Source organism: Devosia sp. P3_B2 (assembly GCF_056402875.1).
Map to the genome: position 1 here is coordinate 1 of NZ_JBFUGO010000010.1, position 14,699 is coordinate 14,699.

The 14,699-nt window shown below is 64.1% G+C and carries 14 protein-coding genes; 13 read left to right on the forward strand and 1 reads right to left on the reverse strand.

The window, feature by feature from the left end; genetic code table 11:
• Positions 1 to 551: 551 nt before the first annotated feature.
• From rpsB to AC1DV8_RS14940, 13 genes are all read left to right on the forward strand, one after another.
• Positions 552 to 1,337, forward strand: a complete 786-nt coding sequence (gene rpsB / locus AC1DV8_RS14880) for a 30S ribosomal protein S2 (protein ID WP_477158006.1) — start codon at positions 552 to 554, stop codon at positions 1,335 to 1,337.
• Positions 1,338 to 1,411: 74 nt separating this feature from the next.
• Positions 1,412 to 2,338: a translation elongation factor Ts gene (gene tsf, locus AC1DV8_RS14885; protein ID WP_477158007.1), complete on the forward strand. Its 927-nt coding sequence runs from the start codon at positions 1,412 to 1,414 to the stop codon at positions 2,336 to 2,338.
• 110 nt (positions 2,339 to 2,448) lie between these two features.
• On the forward strand, positions 2,449 to 3,162 hold the full coding sequence (gene pyrH / locus AC1DV8_RS14890) for a UMP kinase (RefSeq protein WP_477158008.1): 714 nt from the start codon (positions 2,449 to 2,451) through the stop codon (positions 3,160 to 3,162).
• 26 nt (positions 3,163 to 3,188) lie between these two features.
• Positions 3,189 to 3,749: a ribosome recycling factor gene (frr, locus tag AC1DV8_RS14895; RefSeq protein ID WP_477149403.1), complete on the forward strand. Its 561-nt coding sequence runs from the start codon at positions 3,189 to 3,191 to the stop codon at positions 3,747 to 3,749.
• Between the two features lie 36 nt (positions 3,750 to 3,785).
• Positions 3,786 to 4,547, forward strand: a complete 762-nt coding sequence (locus tag AC1DV8_RS14900; RefSeq protein WP_477149402.1) for an isoprenyl transferase — start codon at positions 3,786 to 3,788, stop codon at positions 4,545 to 4,547.
• Positions 4,544 to 5,431: a phosphatidate cytidylyltransferase gene (locus AC1DV8_RS14905; protein WP_477158009.1), complete on the forward strand. Its 888-nt coding sequence runs from the start codon at positions 4,544 to 4,546 to the stop codon at positions 5,429 to 5,431. The genes AC1DV8_RS14900 and AC1DV8_RS14905 overlap by 4 nt, the downstream gene beginning before the upstream one ends.
• 84 nt (positions 5,432 to 5,515) lie before the next feature.
• Complete coding sequence (rseP, locus tag AC1DV8_RS14910; protein ID WP_477158010.1) at positions 5,516 to 6,625, forward strand: RIP metalloprotease RseP; 1,110 nt, start codon at positions 5,516 to 5,518, stop codon at positions 6,623 to 6,625.
• A gap of 276 nt (positions 6,626 to 6,901) precedes the next feature.
• Entirely contained in the window at positions 6,902 to 9,028 is a 2,127-nt protein-coding gene (gene bamA, locus AC1DV8_RS14915) for an outer membrane protein assembly factor BamA (protein ID WP_477158011.1), read from the forward strand.
• Positions 9,029 to 9,120: 92 nt separating this feature from the next.
• Positions 9,121 to 10,161 carry a UDP-3-O-(3-hydroxymyristoyl)glucosamine N-acyltransferase gene (gene lpxD, locus AC1DV8_RS14920; RefSeq protein ID WP_477158012.1) on the forward strand — a complete coding sequence of 347 codons (1,041 nt, stop codon included), beginning with the start codon at positions 9,121 to 9,123 and terminating at the stop codon, positions 10,159 to 10,161.
• A gap of 34 nt (positions 10,162 to 10,195) precedes the next feature.
• Positions 10,196 to 10,633: a 3-hydroxyacyl-ACP dehydratase FabZ gene (fabZ, locus tag AC1DV8_RS14925; protein ID WP_477149417.1), complete on the forward strand. Its 438-nt coding sequence runs from the start codon at positions 10,196 to 10,198 to the stop codon at positions 10,631 to 10,633.
• The gene (gene lpxA / locus AC1DV8_RS14930; RefSeq protein ID WP_477158013.1) at positions 10,633 to 11,430 is read left to right on the forward strand and encodes an acyl-ACP--UDP-N-acetylglucosamine O-acyltransferase; all 798 of its coding nucleotides are present in this window, start codon (positions 10,633 to 10,635) and stop codon (positions 11,428 to 11,430) included. The genes fabZ and lpxA overlap by 1 nt, the downstream gene beginning before the upstream one ends.
• Positions 11,430 to 12,251 carry a UDP-2,3-diacylglucosamine diphosphatase LpxI domain-containing protein gene (gene lpxI, locus AC1DV8_RS14935; RefSeq protein WP_477158014.1) on the forward strand — a complete coding sequence of 274 codons (822 nt, stop codon included), beginning with the start codon at positions 11,430 to 11,432 and terminating at the stop codon, positions 12,249 to 12,251. Before lpxA ends, lpxI begins: the two co-directional genes overlap by 1 nt.
• On the forward strand, positions 12,244 to 13,386 hold the full coding sequence (locus tag AC1DV8_RS14940) for a lipid-A-disaccharide synthase (RefSeq protein ID WP_477158015.1): 1,143 nt from the start codon (positions 12,244 to 12,246) through the stop codon (positions 13,384 to 13,386). Before lpxI ends, AC1DV8_RS14940 begins: the two co-directional genes overlap by 8 nt.
• Here AC1DV8_RS14940 and AC1DV8_RS14945 read toward each other — a convergent pair.
• Positions 13,362 to 14,654 carry a citrate synthase gene (locus tag AC1DV8_RS14945; RefSeq protein ID WP_477158016.1) on the reverse strand — a complete coding sequence of 431 codons (1,293 nt, stop codon included), beginning with the start codon at positions 14,652 to 14,654 and terminating at the stop codon, positions 13,362 to 13,364. The two genes, AC1DV8_RS14940 and AC1DV8_RS14945, sit on opposite strands and share 25 nt — an antisense overlap.
• Between the last annotated feature and the right edge of the window lie 45 nt (positions 14,655 to 14,699).

A 14,699-nucleotide genomic window follows, 5' to 3' on the forward strand; every position in this document is an offset into this window, starting at 1 on the left:
ATCACGGCAAGGACCGGTTCGCCGGTCAAGCCGCTATCACGCGAGGGTCGCTCGATGCGGAGTGGCCCAAGGGACGAAGCCTGGCACGCATGAGCCGGGCGGGAGCAAGGAAACGCGGTGCTGGCATTCCGGCCGCCGACCGAGGTCCCTCGTTCTCGCGATGCGGCAGGGGATGCGCCCCGGCACTGGTGGCATAGGCCCAAAACCCCGGCCGGCCGGCGAGGCGTGAGCCTCTTTCATTTGCGGACTACCGCTACGGGGCAAACGCCTCGCCGGCCCCGCTTCGTTCCCTCCCGGGAACGGCTCTTTGAAACTCCGAAGCCCGTGGGCTGTCGGACGCTTCAACTTGCCCGGTCGTGAGCAGCCCCCCTCATGCCTCACCGCCCTTGCCTATGACAGCAAAACCCCCTATATGCGCGGCGCGTCCGGAAAATCGGGCGTAATTCACACGCGAGCGAGGCGCCGCGGCACTAAGGCCGATGGTTCCAACCGGTGGCGGGAAATCCCGTCGCAAACGCTCGCGGAGGCAAAACCGGTAAAGGAGCCATTTCATGGCATTGCCCGACTTTTCCATGCGTCAGCTGCTCGAAGCAGGTGTTCACTTCGGTCACCAGAAGCACCGCTGGAACCCCAAGATGGAGCGCCACATTTTCGGCGTTCGCAACGACATCCACATTCTCGACCTGTCGCAGACCGTTCCGGCCCTGCAGCGCGCGCTGCAGCTGATCTCGGACACCGTCGCTGACGGTGGTCGCGTGCTGTTCGTCGGCACCAAGCGCCAGGCCGCTCCGGTCGTGGCCGAGGCTGCCCGCCAGTCGGCCCAGTACTACGTCAACTCGCGCTGGCTCGGCGGCACGCTGACCAACTGGCAGACCATCTCGAACTCGATCGCGCGCCTGCGTGAACTCGAGGCGCAGCAGGCCGAAGGCGGCCAGGGTCTCACCAAGAAGGAACTGCTGCTGCTCAGCCGTGAGCAGGAGCGCCTCGAGCGCGACCTCGGCGGTATCAAGGACATGGGCAACCTGCCGAACCTGCTGTTCGTGATCGACACCAACAAGGAAGCGAATGCCATCAAGGAAGCCAAACGCCTTGGCATCCCGGTGATCGCGATCGTCGACTCGAACTCGGATCCCGACACCGTCGATTTCGCCATCCCGGGCAATGACGACGCGGCTCGCGCCCTCGAGCTTTACTGCTCGCTGGTGTCGCGCGCGGCCATTGACGGCATCGGCCGCTCGGCCGCCGGCCGTGGCGCCGACCTCGGCGCCTCTGCCGAGGCTCCGGAAGAGCCGGCGCTGAGCGCCGAAGACGCCGACACGTCGTCTGCCGCCAACTAAGTCCGGCAAGCCGGACTGAGAATTCCGAACAAAGGCGCGGCTCCGGTGCGGGGCCGCGGAAAGGTGATATCGAAATGGCTGTTACCGCTCAGCAGGTTAAAGAGCTCCGCGAACTGACCGGCGTGGGGATGATGGACTGCAAGAAGGCGCTCGAGGAGACCGCCGGCGACATGGAAGCCGCGGTCGATTGGCTGCGCACCCGTGGCCTCGCCAAGGCCGCCAAGAAGGCTGGTCGCGTTGCGGCTGAGGGCCTGGTCGGCGTGTCGATAGACGGCACCCGCGCCGCGATCGTCGAAGTGAACTCCGAGACCGACTTCGTTGCCCGCAACGACCAGTTCCAGTCGATCGTCGGCAACATCGCCAAGCTCGCGCTCGACGCGAACGGCGACGTGGGCAAGCTCAGCGAGATGCCGTACCCGGGTTCGGGTCGCTCCGCTTCGGCCGAGCTCACCGACGCGATCGCCAAGATCGGCGAGAACATGAACCTGCGCCGCACCGGCACCCTCGTGGTGAAGGATGGCGTGATCGGCTCGTACGTGCACAACACCGTGGCGCCGGGCCTCGGCAAGCTCGGCGTTATCGTCGGGCTCGAGTCGAGCGGTGACAAGGGTGCGCTGAATGCCCTGGGCAAGCAGCTCGCCATGCACATCGCCAACACCAAGCCGCTGAGCGTGTCGCCCGACGACATCGATCAGGACGTGGTGGCCCGCGAGCGCGCCATCTTCACCGAGCAGGCCAAGGAATCCGGCAAGCCGGCCGAGATCGTCGAAAAGATGGTCGAGGGCCGCGTGCGCAAGTTCTACGAGGAAGTGACCCTGCTCTCGCAGGTGTTCGTGATCGACGGCGAGACCAAGATCGCCGACGTAGTCAAGAACGCCGAGAAGGACGCCGGCGCTCCGATCAAGGTAACGGGTTTCGTTGCTTATGCCCTCGGCGAAGGCATCGCCAAGGAAGAGACCGACTTCGCCGCTGAAGTTGCCGCCACTGCCGGCGTGAAGTAAGACGCGGGATAAGTTTCGGACGGGCTGGTCACCGGCCCGTCCGAATATGCCATAACCGCCTGCGATGCCCTGAGATTCGGGCACCGCTGCGCACCTCGGGAGACTGACGAATGGCCAAATCCGCCTACAAACGGATTCTGCTGAAAGTCTCCGGCGAAGTGCTTGCCGGCGACCAATCCTTCGGCATCGAGCCGAAATTCCTCCACGCCATGGCTGACCAGATCGCGGAAGTCGCCAAGAGCGGCGTCCAGGTGGCCATCGTCATTGGCGCGGGCAACATCTTCCGCGGCATGGCCGTGGCCGCCAAGGGCGGCGACCGGGTCACCAGCGACCTGATGGGCATGCTGGGCACCGTGATCAACTCGCTCGCCCTCGGTGACGCCATCGAGCAGAAGGGCCTGAAGGTCAAAGTCTATTCCAACGTGCCGATGGAAACCGTGGCCGACACGTTCACGGCCCGTGACGCGAACCTCGCGCTTGCAGACGGTTACGTCGTGGTGTGCGCCGGCGGCACCGGCAGCCCGTTCTTCACCACTGATACGGCTGCTGCGCTCAAGGCGATCGAACTGCGCTGCGACGTGCTGCTCAAGGGCACCAAGGTGGATGGGGTCTACTCGGAAGATCCCAAGAAGAATCCCAAGGCGCTGCGCTACGAGACGATCAGCCATGAAGAAGTGATCGCCCGGGACCTGCGCGTCATGGATACGGCGGCCTTCGCGCTTGCCCGCGACAACGGCTTGCCGATAATTGTTTATGCGCTCGACGACAAGGAAGGCCTAAAAGGCGTCCTGGCCGGCCGGGCGAGGAGTACGCGCGTCGGCTAAGACGCGGATATATCGAGGAGTTTACTATGGCTGAGGCTTTTTCTCTGCCCGCACTCAAGGACCGGATGCAGAAGACGATCGCTTCGCTGCGAGACGAACTCGCCGGGCTTCGTACCGGACGCGCCAGCGCCAGCCTGCTCGAGCCGGTTCAGGTCGAGGCCTATGGCGGCAAGATGCCGCTCAACCAGGTCGCGACCGTCACGGTGCCGGAATCCCGCATGCTCAGCGTCCAGGTGTGGGACCGTACCCTCGCCGGCGCCGTCGAGAAGGCCATCCGCAACTCGGGCCTCGGGCTCAACCCGGCGGCCGAAGGCGTGGTCATCCGCGTCCCGCTGCCGGAGCTCAACGAGGAACGCCGCCGCGAGCTGACCAAGGTCGCGCACAACTATGCCGAGGGCGCGCGCGTTGCTGTACGGCATATTCGGCGCGACGGCATGGATCTCCTCAAAAAACTCGAAAAAGACGGCGATATCAGCCAGGACGACGGACGCAAGCTCGGCGAACAGGTACAGCAGGCGACCGATGCCGCCGTTGCCGATGTCGACAATGTGCTCGCCGTCAAGGAACAGGAAATCATGCAGGTCTAGTATAGGCCTGTAACGCGCTGCCCCTGGAGGGCGTCAATGTCCGCCGATACTGCCGTCGCCACGACGCTCAACGAGAAGCCTGGCCTCAAGATTCCCGCCCACCTGGCGGTCATCATGGATGGCAACGGCCGGTGGGCCAAGGCACGCGGCAAGGTGCGGACCGAGGGGCATGTCGAGGGCGTCAAGGCCCTGCGACGGCTCGTCGACCTCTCCATTCGGTATGGCGTCAAGCATCTGACGGTATTCAGTTTTTCATCGGAGAACTGGAGCCGACCGCGCGACGAGGTCAACTTCATCTTCGGCCTGCTGCACCGGTTCGTCGCATCCGATCTCGCGACCCTCCTCCAGAACAACGTCAGGGTGCGGATCATCGGGACCCGAGCGGGCCTCGACGACGCGCTGAAACGGCTGATCGACGAGGTCCAGTCCAAGACCGCGCGCAACACCGGTCTCGAGCTGATCGTCGCCTTCAACTACGGCGGCAAGTCCGAGTTGACCGAGGCGACGAGGGCGATAGCGCGAGCCGTTGCCTCGGGGGAACTCCGCGTCGAGGACATCACCGAGGAGACGATAGAGCAGGCGCTCTATACCTCGGGTATCCCGGATCCTGACCTGATCATCCGTACCAGCGGCGAGCGGCGGGTGTCGAACTTCCTGCTCTGGCAAGGCGCTTACTCGGAGCTGGTATTCGTCGAGGAGAACTGGCCAGACTTTGGCGAGCAGGTGTTCCTGAAGGCGCTCGACGAATACTCATCGCGCAGCCGGCGCTTCGGCGGGATCGAGTCGAGGAGCCAGTGAGCGCACCGGAGGACCAGCGTCCCCAGTTCAATCCGCTCGCCCGCCGATCCTGGACGGACCTCGGCCCCCGCATCGCTTCGGCGGCCGTGCTGCTGCTGATCACCGCGGTTGGCCTCTATTTCGGATCCTACATTTTCGCCGCGCTCGTCGGGGCCGTATTCGCGGGCTGTTACCGCGAGTGGGAACGGATGGTCACGTTGCGGCCGCTTACCTCGATCGGTGGCGCCTTAATCGGTCTGCTCGTCCTGGCGGCGCTGATCTACCCGGCAGCCGGACCGCTGGCGTCACTTGCGGCCGTCGCCGTGGCGGCCATCGTCGCAGGCTTCGGCGCTCAGGGGACGCGGCTGTGGCGCGTCGCTGGCGTGGTGTTTTACGGCATCGTCATCATCGTGCTGATGATCATCCGGGGCGACGCGACGTGGAACCAGCCGGGCGTCTTCGACTCGGGCCTGTGGGCCGGGGTGCTGCTCGGCTCGGTGATCTGGGCCACGGATACCGGCGCCTACTTCACGGGTCGGCAGGTCGGCGGCGAGAAGCTGGCACCCGATATCTCGCCCTCCAAGACCTGGTCGGGAGCAATCGGCGGCTTCGCTCTCGGTACGCTGGTCGGGTTGGTGGTGTGGCTGCTGGTCGTGCCGCAGTCGCCCTGGTGGATCGGCCTGGTGCTGTCCGCCGCGCTCAGCGTTCTGGGCCAGGTGGGGGATCTCGCCGAGAGCGCCATCAAGCGCCGATTCCGGATCAAGGATTCCGGCGACATCATCCCAGGTCACGGTGGGCTGATGGATCGGCTCGACAGCCTGACCTTCGGCTCGCTTTTCATGTTTGCCGTGGGCGTGCTTCACGTGGGGTTCGGCGCCGTCGCTGCAGGCTTCCTGTTCTGGTAGGGCTGCGACGCTGCGCCGTATCGCATTCTTAACGCATTCGGCCCCTAGGTTCTCACAACTGCTGGGGCGCTCGGAACCGACGACATGGACTTTGCTTTCTGGCTGCTCTCGTACGTCGTGCCGTTTTTGGCGGTGCTGACCATCATCGTGTTCGTGCACGAGATGGGGCACTACCTGGTGGCGCGCTGGAACGGTATTGCCATCCAGGCCTTCTCGATCGGTTTCGGTCCCGAGCTCATCGGTTTCAACGACAGGCACGGCACGCGCTGGAAACTCTCGGCAATTCCATTGGGCGGCTATGTCCGCTTCGTCGGCGACATGAACGCCTCGAGCATGCCGGATGAGGCTTTCATCGAGCGTGCCGGCCCGGAACTGGCCGGCCAGCTGTTCGTCAACAAGAACGTCTGGCAGCGCATTTCGGTGGTGGTCGCGGGTCCGGTGGCCAACATCATCTTCACCCTGCTGGTGCTTTACGCCCTGCTGCTCGGCTATGGGCGCTACACCATTCCAGCCGTGCTCGATACGGTTCCGGTTGAATCGGTCGCGGGGAAGGCGGGGCTTGCGGATGGCGACCTGATCCTGTCAGTCGACGGCTATGCCGTCCGCGGCTTCGAGGACTTTCAGCGCCTGATCGCTACGGCCCCTGAGCGTCAGGTGAGCATCACCTTCGAACGGGCAGGGCATACCGAGACGGTCACCGCAGTGCCAGAAGCGGTGTCGACCACAGATCGGTTCGGCAACGCGCATCGGATCGGCCGGCTCGGCGTGACGAAGAACGTCGAGCAGTCCGACGTGGTGCTCTACCGGCCCAACCCAGTCGAAGCGGTCGGCATGACCTTCGAGGAGGTTCGCTTCATCGTCGATCGCACGGTGGCCTTTCTCGGCGATTTCTTCGTCGGGCGCGGCGACGTCGAGCAGTTGGGCGGGCCGGTGAAGGTGGCCAAGGTTTCCGGTGAGGTGGCGAGCCTGGGCATCGTCGCGCTGATCAACCTGATGGCGCTGCTGTCGTTGAACATCGGCATTTTCAATCTCTTGCCGATTCCCATGCTCGATGGCGGACACCTGGCCTACTATCTCGTGGAAGCGATCCGCGGCCGCCCGCTGAGCCAGAAGGTTCAGGAGATCGGCTATCGGTTCGGCCTCGTCATCGTCTTCAGCCTGATGGCCTTCACGCTGATCAACGACCTGTTCTGAGCGAATCCTTCCTTGGCCGGTACGCCAAACCGATCCGGTCACATTCCTGCCGCCCCTCGGACGCATTTGCCCGAATACGCCCGGGTGCCTGTTAACCCTTGGATAAGCTTAGTTTTCTAGGTGTTGCAGGAATGCACGAGGGCCAATCTTTCGCTAACCTCGAAGGCTGTCGCGGCTTGTCCGTGGTTAAAATTCCAGTAAAAGCTTTTGATGGAGTTAGCTGGGGACGCTGTGCATGGCGATTCCCGGCGTAGGTCGCACGAGGCAATAAGAATCATGACGAACCCGACAAAGCTGATGCGCGGTATCTATCTGGCGCTCGCCCTCGTGGTGGCGGCGCCGCTTGCCGGCATCGGCGGTACATTCATCGGGGTCGATGCGGCCCAGGCCCAGCAGCAACGCCTCATCTCGGCGGTGCTGTTCGAGGGTAACAGTGGCTTCTCAGACGCTCAGCTGCTGGCGATGGTCAACGTCGCGGAGCAGGGGAGCTTTACCGAGGCCGGTCTTGCTGCGGATGCCGAGTCGATCCGGCAGGCCTATGTCGGCAAAGGCTACATGGGCGTGACGGTAACGCCGCGGGTCGAGCAGACCGAGAACGGTCGCTCGCGCATCACCTTCGTGGTCAACGAGGGTCAGCGTACCGGCATTGCCGCGATCAATTTCACTGGCAACAATGCGATCAGCTCCGGCACTCTGAAGTCCATCATCCGGACCCATGAGACGAGCCTGTTGAGCTGGCTGTTCCGCGACGACTCGTACAGCGAGGATCTGCTGACGATCGACCGCGGCCTGATCGAACTCTACTACATGAACCACGGTTACCCGGATGCGCAGGTAACGTCGGCAGTCGGCGAGTTCGACGCGGCCCGCAACGCGTATTTCGTGAACTTCACCATTTCCGAAGGCGAGCGCTATCGCTTCGGCGAGATCGGCGTCGAGACGTCGATCCCGGGGCTCAACCCCGATGCGCTGACGGGCACGATCCGCACCGGCAAGGGCGGTACCTATTCGCTCGCCGACCTGCAGAAGTCGCAGGAAGAGATGGCGTTCGAGGCGACGGCTCAGGGCTACGCCTTTGCAGACGTCCGCCCGCGTGTCGATCGTGACGTGGCCAACAGCACCTTCAACGTCACCTACCTGGTGGACGAAGGCGCACGCGTCTATGTCGAGCGCATCAACATCAGCGGCAACACCAAGACCCGCGACGCGGTTATCCGTCGTGAGCTGGATTTCGGCGAAGGCGACCCGTTCAACCGCTCGATGGTTCAGCGCGGCAAGTCCCGCATCGAAGGCCTCGGCTTCTTCAAGGTCGTCAATCTCGACCTGCAGCCGGGCAGCGCGCCTGACAAGGTGGTGATCAACATCACCGTCGAGGAGCAGTCGACCGGTGACTATGGTCTGACCGCGGGCTTCGACTCGAGCGCTGGCCTGCTGGGCGAAGTGTCGGTCACCGAGCGCAACTTCCTCGGTAGCGGTCAGTATGTCCGTGCCGCGGTGAGCGCCTCGGAATCCGGCCAGAGCTTCGACTTCTCGTTCACCGAGCCCCGCTTCATGGGCCTGCGTGTCTCGTCGGGCTTCGACGCCTACTACAAGGTCGTCGGTGAGACCGACAGCAACATCTACGGCACGACGGCAATTGGTGGCCAGGTTCGCCTGGGGGCGCCGATTACCTCGGACCTCAATGGATCGGTGTTTCTCGGCCTCGAGCAGAAGACGATCGCAGACGTTGAAGGTACGCCGTCGGAAATCGTCGCGGACGGCGAACAATACGAGAAGGCCTGGGTTGGTTATTCGCTGGTCTACAATACTCTGGACGATACCAAGCATCCGACTGAAGGCCTGTATGCGACGTTCACGCAGCAGTACATCGGCTGGGACTACAACTTGCTCAAGAGTGAGGCCAAGGCGCGCTACTTCATGCCTCTGATGTCCGACTGGAATGTCATTGGCAGTGTCAAGGCCCAGGCAGGGTACATCACCTCGCTGGACAACAGCGGCGTGTTCCCCCTCGAAGCGTTCCGCAGCGCGGGTTCCCTCGTTCGTGGGTTCCAGAGTGGTGGCATGGGTCCGAGGACCACGGTCTCGGGCGAACGCCTGGGGTACACCGCTTATGTTGGTGCATCTGCTGAGATCGAGTTCCCAATTCCGGTGCTGCCGGAGACCTATGGCGTGCGTGGCGCAGTTTGGGCCGACGCGGCTCTGATCGACGGGAACGGGTCGTTTGACGCCCCGACCACGATTGCCGCCGGTAGTATCGACGACAACTTCAAGTCGTCGGTTGGTGCCTCGATCATCTGGGACAGCCCGTTTGGTCCGCTGCGTGGCGACTTCGCCTACGTGCTGAACAAGGCGACCGACGATAAGACCCAGGTCTTCTCGCTGACGCTGCAGCAGCTGCTGTAAATCGGTCGGCCGGCGCCCTGCGCCGGCTTCCCTCTCGGTATAGAGGCCGCGGCGCGGTTGCCCCGCGGCCTCTTTGTTGTGTAATGACAGCCATGGTCGACACGCGCTTCCACACATCATCCGGTCCGATCGCGCTGAACGCGCTGTTGCGAACGCTTGCCAATCCGCCGACTGTCGAGGATACGCGAGCCAACGGCTTGATCGTATCCGGCGCCGAGGAGCTTCATCTCGCCGACGGGGGCGAACTGGCATTGGCTGCGCAGGCGAGCTACCGCGATGCGCTGGCGAGCACCGATGCCGGTGCGGTGATCGTTCACCCAAGCCTCGCGGCCTTCGTTCCAGAGACCGCTATCGCGATCGTCGACCCGCGGCCGCACGAGCTATTCGTCGACCTGCTCACCAGGCTTTACCCACTGGGGGTACGCGGAGAGGCCGGCGGGATGCTGGACGGAGCTGGTCCCGCACCGCTGGTCGAGGAGGGCGTGCGCCTCGGTGCCAATGTCGTGCTCGGCTCAGGCGTGGAGATCGGGCGCGGAACCATCATCGGTGCGAACACCGTGGTCGGAGCCGGCGTCACGATCGGCCGAAACTGCATCATTGGCGCCAACGTCAGCATCGAATTCGCGCACATCGGCAACAACGTAGTGCTGCATGCCGGCGCGCGGATCGGGACCGAAGGTTTCGGCTGGCTCGATCTCGGCCGCTCGAACCGCAAGATCCCGCAACTGGGCCGCGTGATCCTGCAGGACGCTGTGGAGATCGGCGCCAACACCACCGTCGACCGCGGCGCGCTGGGCGATACCGTGGTTGGCGAGGGCAGCAAGATCGATAATCTCGTGCAGATCGGCCACAATTGCCATATCGGCCGGCACTGCCTGATCGCCGCGCATTGCGGTCTCGCCGGATCGACGATACTGGAAGACTCGGTGATGCTGGGCGGGCGAGCTTCGTCGGCGGGGCATCTCACCTTGGGGCGCGGCACCATCGTGCTGGCGGGCTCAGGCGTGAACCGGGACTTTCCCGCGGGCTCGAGGATTGGCGGCAATCCAGCCCAAGATGCACGCAGGTGGTGGCGGGAAATCGCAACGCTCAGGCGGCTAGCGAAAGGGGACAAGAGTGGACGTGAAGACTGAGGCACCACCGGAGTCGGCCCATGAGCTGACGTCGATGGACATCCAAGACATTCTGCAGCACCTGCCGCACCGCTATCCGTTCCTGATGATCGACCGGATCATCGACGTCGATGGCGACAATTCGGGCATCGGCATCAAGAACGTCACCTTCAACGAGCCGATCTTCCAGGGCCATTTCCCGGGCGAACCGGTGTTCCCGGGCGTGCTGATCATCGAGGGGATGGCCCAGACAGCAGGCGCGATGGCAATCGCGGCGGGTGCCGACGGCGGCCAGAAGCACATCGTCTATCTGCTCACCGTGGACAAATGTAAGTTCCGCAAGCCGGCGAAGCCGGGCGACCGGATCGAATACCACATCAAGAAGCTGCGCCGCCGCATGACGATGGGATGGTTCGAAGCCAAAGCAATCGTCGATGGCGTGGTCATTGCCGAGGCCGAGGTCGGCGCCATGGTGAGCCTGTCAGACCGGTAATGGCGATCCATCCAACAGCGATCGTCGAGGCGGGCGCACAGCTCGGCGCGAACGTGAAGGTAGGGCCATTCTGCGTCGTCGGCAGCGACGTGGTGCTCGGAGACGATGTCGAGCTGGTCTCGCACGTCGTCGTGGTGGGGCGCACAACCGTCGGATCGCGCACGCAGATCTATCCCTTTGCCTCGGTCGGTCACCGACCGCAGGACCTGAAATATGCAGGCGAGCCGTCGACGCTATCGATCGGCGCCGATTGCGTCATCCGCGAGCATGTGACGATCAACCCGGGGACCGCCGGCGGCGGCATGAAGACGGTGATCGGCGACCACTGCCTGCTGATGATCGGCTGCCATGTCGGTCATGACTGCGTCCTCGGCAACCACATTATTCTCTCGAACAACGTTGGTATCGCCGGGCATTGCACCATCGACGACTACGTCATCATGAGCGGGCATTCCGGCTCGGCGCAGTTCGTCCACGTCGGCGCCCACGCCTTTATCGGCGGCATGACGAAGCTCGAACGCGACGTCATTCCCTACGGCACCGTGCTCGGCAACCCCGGTAGCCTCTCGGGCATCAACCTCGTAGGGCTGAAGCGCCGCGGCTTCGATCGCGAAGCGATCCACAAGCTACGCACCGCTTACCGGATGATCTTCGCCAGCGAGGGCACGTTGCGCGAGCGTGTCGATGACGCAGCGGCGCTGTTTCCGGACGATGTACTCGTACAGGACGTCGTCAAGTTCATCACCAGCGCGGAGCGTTCGCTGACGCTGCCGACCAACGTCTTGAGTGACGACTGATGCCGAGGCGGCTCGCCGTGCTGGCAGGCTCCGGCGGGCTGGTCGCGCAGGTCGTCGAAGCCGCGCAACGGGCTGGCGATCGAGTGCAGGTGCTCACTTTCGAGGAGCGAGAGGCTATCCCCGGCGCGAAAATGGCGCGGGCGGATATCAGCAACCCGCTCGGCATCGTTTGGTCGCTGAAGACCTTTCGTGCCACGCATGTCGTGATGGCTGGTGGGTTGCATCTCAGTGACCGGCAACGCGAGGGGCTGGCGAAGTTCGCCACCGGTGGTGAGGCATCCGCCGCGCTTGGCGATGCGGCGCTGTCTGGCCTTGCAGGGGCGGTGAAGAAGTTCACCGGTGCTGATCTGCTTGGGGTGCACGAGATTGCGCCCGAACTCCTCGCCGAGGCCGGCTTGATCGCTGGTCCGGCGCCCGATGAGGCCGCCGTTGCTGCGGCGCGGCTGGCAATAGCGGCGGCGCGGGCGGTGGGCAGGCTCGATATGGGGCAGGCGGCCGTAGTAGCCGGTGCGCGCGTCGTCGCGGCAGAGGATGTCGGGGGCACTGCGGAGTTGCTGAGCCGCGTGGCGGCGTATCGCCGGGCCGGGTTGATCGGCGACGGGCAGGGGCCGATTGTCCTCGGCAAGACCAGCAAGCCGCAGCAGCCGGCCTATGTAGATTTGCCCGCCATCGGTCCCGACACAGTGAGTGAAGCCGTCGCGGCGGGCGTCACCGTCATCGCGGTCGAGCCGCTCCGCACCCTGCTGATCGACCGGCTAACGCTGATCGCCGCGGCCGAGGCTCAGCGCGTGACTATCCTCGGTCTTGCACCATATGCCTGAGGCAGTGCGGCTGTTCATCCTGGCCGGCGAGCCTTCGGCTGATCGCATCGGGGCCGACCTGGTGCAGCGGCTGCGGCGACGCACCAGCGTCGAACTCGGCGGTGTCGGCGGGCCGGAGTTGCGGGCCGAAGGTCTCGGCAGCCTCTTCCCGATGGAAAATCTCTCCGTCATGGGCTGGAGCGACGTGCTGAAGCGGCTGCCGTTGCTGCTGTGGCGCGTTAGGCAGACCGCCAAGGCCATCATCAGGCAGCGACCTGACGTGGTGGTTCTCATCGATTCCCAGGTGTTCTCCAAGGCTGTCGCCAGTCGTGTGCGTCGGGCCGGTCTGGATATGCCGATCCTGCTCTACGTCGCGCCAACCGTGTGGGCGTGGCGCCCCGAGCGCGCTGTCGAACTGAAACCGCTATACAACGAAGTGCTCGCGGTGTTGCCGTTCGAGCCCAAGGTGATGGCGGAGCTCGGCGGGTCGCCGACCAGCTATGTCGGTCACCCTGCCATGGCCCGTTTCCCGATGCGGCCGGCGCAGCCGGAGCGCGGTCCGCTGCTACTGCTCCCGGGCAGCAGGGTTGGCGAACTGCGACGACACCTGCCGCTGATGCGCCAGGCGGCGGAGATGCTGCAGGCACACCCGCGCCTGACCGGCTTTGTCATTCCGACGCTGCCCTCGCTTGCCGATCAGTTGCGCGCCGAAGTGGCGACCTGGCCGGTGCCAGTGGAGATCGTCACCGGCGATGCCAGGCAGGAGGCCTTCGCGTCCGCCTATGCCGCCTTCGCAGTAAGCGGCACGGTGACATTCGAGCTGGCCATGTCAGGCGTGCCCATGGTGGTCACCTACGTCGCCGATGCACAGCAGGCGAAACGCTATCGTGCGCTCGGGAGACGCGTACAGATCGCGTTGCCGAACATCCTGCTCGGTCGCGAAGAGATACCGGAACTGCAGTTCGCGCCGGACGATGTGCGCTCACTTGAGCCGCTGGCGGCGCTGCTCGATAACCCTGAGATCGTGGCCGGGCAGGTCGAGGCATTTCACCATATCCGGACCCTGATGCAGAAAGGGGCGCCTGAGGCGCCCCTTGTCGATCCCGCCGAGCGGGTTCTGGCTCATACCGATCAGCGGCCGCTGATCGGCTCGTAGTCGCGGACCGGCGAGCCGTTGTAGAGCTGGCGCGGGCGGCCGATCTTCTTCTGCGGGTCGGCGATCATTTCCTTCCACTGCGCGATCCAGCCCACGGTGCGGCTGAGCGCGAAGATGGCGGTGAACATCGAGGTCGGGAAGCCGATCGCGTCGAGGATGATACCCGAGTAGAAATCCACGTTGGGATAGAGCTTCCGATCAACGAAATACTGGTCGGAGAGCGCGATCTTTTCCAGCTCCTTGGCAACCTGCAGCGTCGGCGACAGGTTGTCGGCACCGAGCTGGGCCAGCACCTCGTTGGCGGCCTGCTGCATCACCTTGGCGCGCGGATCGTAGTTCTTATAGACGCGGTGACCGAAGCCCATCAGGCGGAAGCCGGAGTTCTTGTCCTTGGCCTTGGCGATGAACTCGGGGATGCGGTCGACGGTGCCGATCTCCTTGAGCATGTTCAGCGCCGCCTCGTTGGCGCCGCCATGGGCAGGGCCCCAGAGGCACGCAACGCCCGCCGCGATACAAGCAAACGGGTTGGCGTCGGACGAGCCGGCGAGCCGGACCGTCGAGGTCGAGGCGTTCTGCTCGTGGTCGGCGTGGAGCGTAAAGATCAGGTCCATCGCACGCGCGACGACCGGGTTCACCACGAAATCCTCGGCCGGGACCGAGAAGCACATGCGCAGGAAATTCGACGCATAGTCGAGGTCGTTGCGCGGGTACACGAAGGGCTGGCCCACCGAGTACTTGTAGGCCATGGCGACGATCGTGGGGATCTTGGCGATCATGCGGATCGAGGCGATCTCGCGCTGCTGCGGATCGTTGATGTCGATGGAGTCGTGATAGAACGCCGCCATGGCGCCGACCACGCCGCAGACGATGGCCATCGGGTGCGCGTCGCGACGGAAGCCGCGGTAGAAATAGTGCATCTGCTCATGCACCATGGTGTGGCGGGTGACGCGCTGCTCGAAGTCCAGCATCTGCGCCTTGTTGGGCAGCTCGCCATAGAGCAGCAGGTAGCAGACCTCGAGGTAGTTCGACTTCTCGGCCAGCTGTTCGATCGGGTAACCCCGATACATCAGCTCGCCCTTGTCGCCATCGATATAGGTGATGGCGCTGTCGGTCGCGGCGGTCGAAGTGAAGCCCGGATCATAGGTGAACATGCCGGTCTTGGCGTAGAGTGAGCGGATATCGATGACATCCGGCCCAACCGAGCCCGATAGCACCGGGAACTCGAAAGTCTGGTCCCCGATGGTGAGTTTGGCGACGGTATCGCTCATCTTCGCACTCCATTTTGGCCTTCTAGGGGCCCGCGGAAGGTGGGA

What these genes read in the sequence shown, in the direction of transcription:
- rpsB (WP_477158006.1), top strand. Translation starts at nt 552, where the DNA reads ATGGCATTGCCCGACTTTTCCATGCGTCAGCTGCTCGAAGCAGGTGTT.
- tsf (WP_477158007.1), top strand. Translation starts at nt 1,412, where the DNA reads ATGGCTGTTACCGCTCAGCAGGTTAAAGAGCTCCGCGAACTGACCGGC.
- pyrH (WP_477158008.1), top strand. Translation starts at nt 2,449, where the DNA reads ATGGCCAAATCCGCCTACAAACGGATTCTGCTGAAAGTCTCCGGCGAA.
- frr (WP_477149403.1), top strand. Translation starts at nt 3,189, where the DNA reads ATGGCTGAGGCTTTTTCTCTGCCCGCACTCAAGGACCGGATGCAGAAG.
- AC1DV8_RS14900 (WP_477149402.1), top strand. Translation starts at nt 3,786, where the DNA reads ATGTCCGCCGATACTGCCGTCGCCACGACGCTCAACGAGAAGCCTGGC.
- rseP (WP_477158010.1), top strand. Translation starts at nt 5,516, where the DNA reads ATGGACTTTGCTTTCTGGCTGCTCTCGTACGTCGTGCCGTTTTTGGCG.
- bamA (WP_477158011.1), top strand. Translation starts at nt 6,902, where the DNA reads ATGACGAACCCGACAAAGCTGATGCGCGGTATCTATCTGGCGCTCGCC.
- lpxD (WP_477158012.1), top strand. Translation starts at nt 9,121, where the DNA reads ATGGTCGACACGCGCTTCCACACATCATCCGGTCCGATCGCGCTGAAC.
- fabZ (WP_477149417.1), top strand. Translation starts at nt 10,196, where the DNA reads ATGGACATCCAAGACATTCTGCAGCACCTGCCGCACCGCTATCCGTTC.
- lpxA (WP_477158013.1), top strand. Translation starts at nt 10,633, where the DNA reads ATGGCGATCCATCCAACAGCGATCGTCGAGGCGGGCGCACAGCTCGGC.
- lpxI (WP_477158014.1), top strand. Translation starts at nt 11,430, where the DNA reads ATGCCGAGGCGGCTCGCCGTGCTGGCAGGCTCCGGCGGGCTGGTCGCG.
- AC1DV8_RS14940 (WP_477158015.1), top strand. Translation starts at nt 12,244, where the DNA reads ATGCCTGAGGCAGTGCGGCTGTTCATCCTGGCCGGCGAGCCTTCGGCT.
- AC1DV8_RS14945 (WP_477158016.1), bottom strand. Translation starts at nt 14,654, where the DNA reads ATGAGCGATACCGTCGCCAAACTCACCATCGGGGACCAGACTTTCGAG.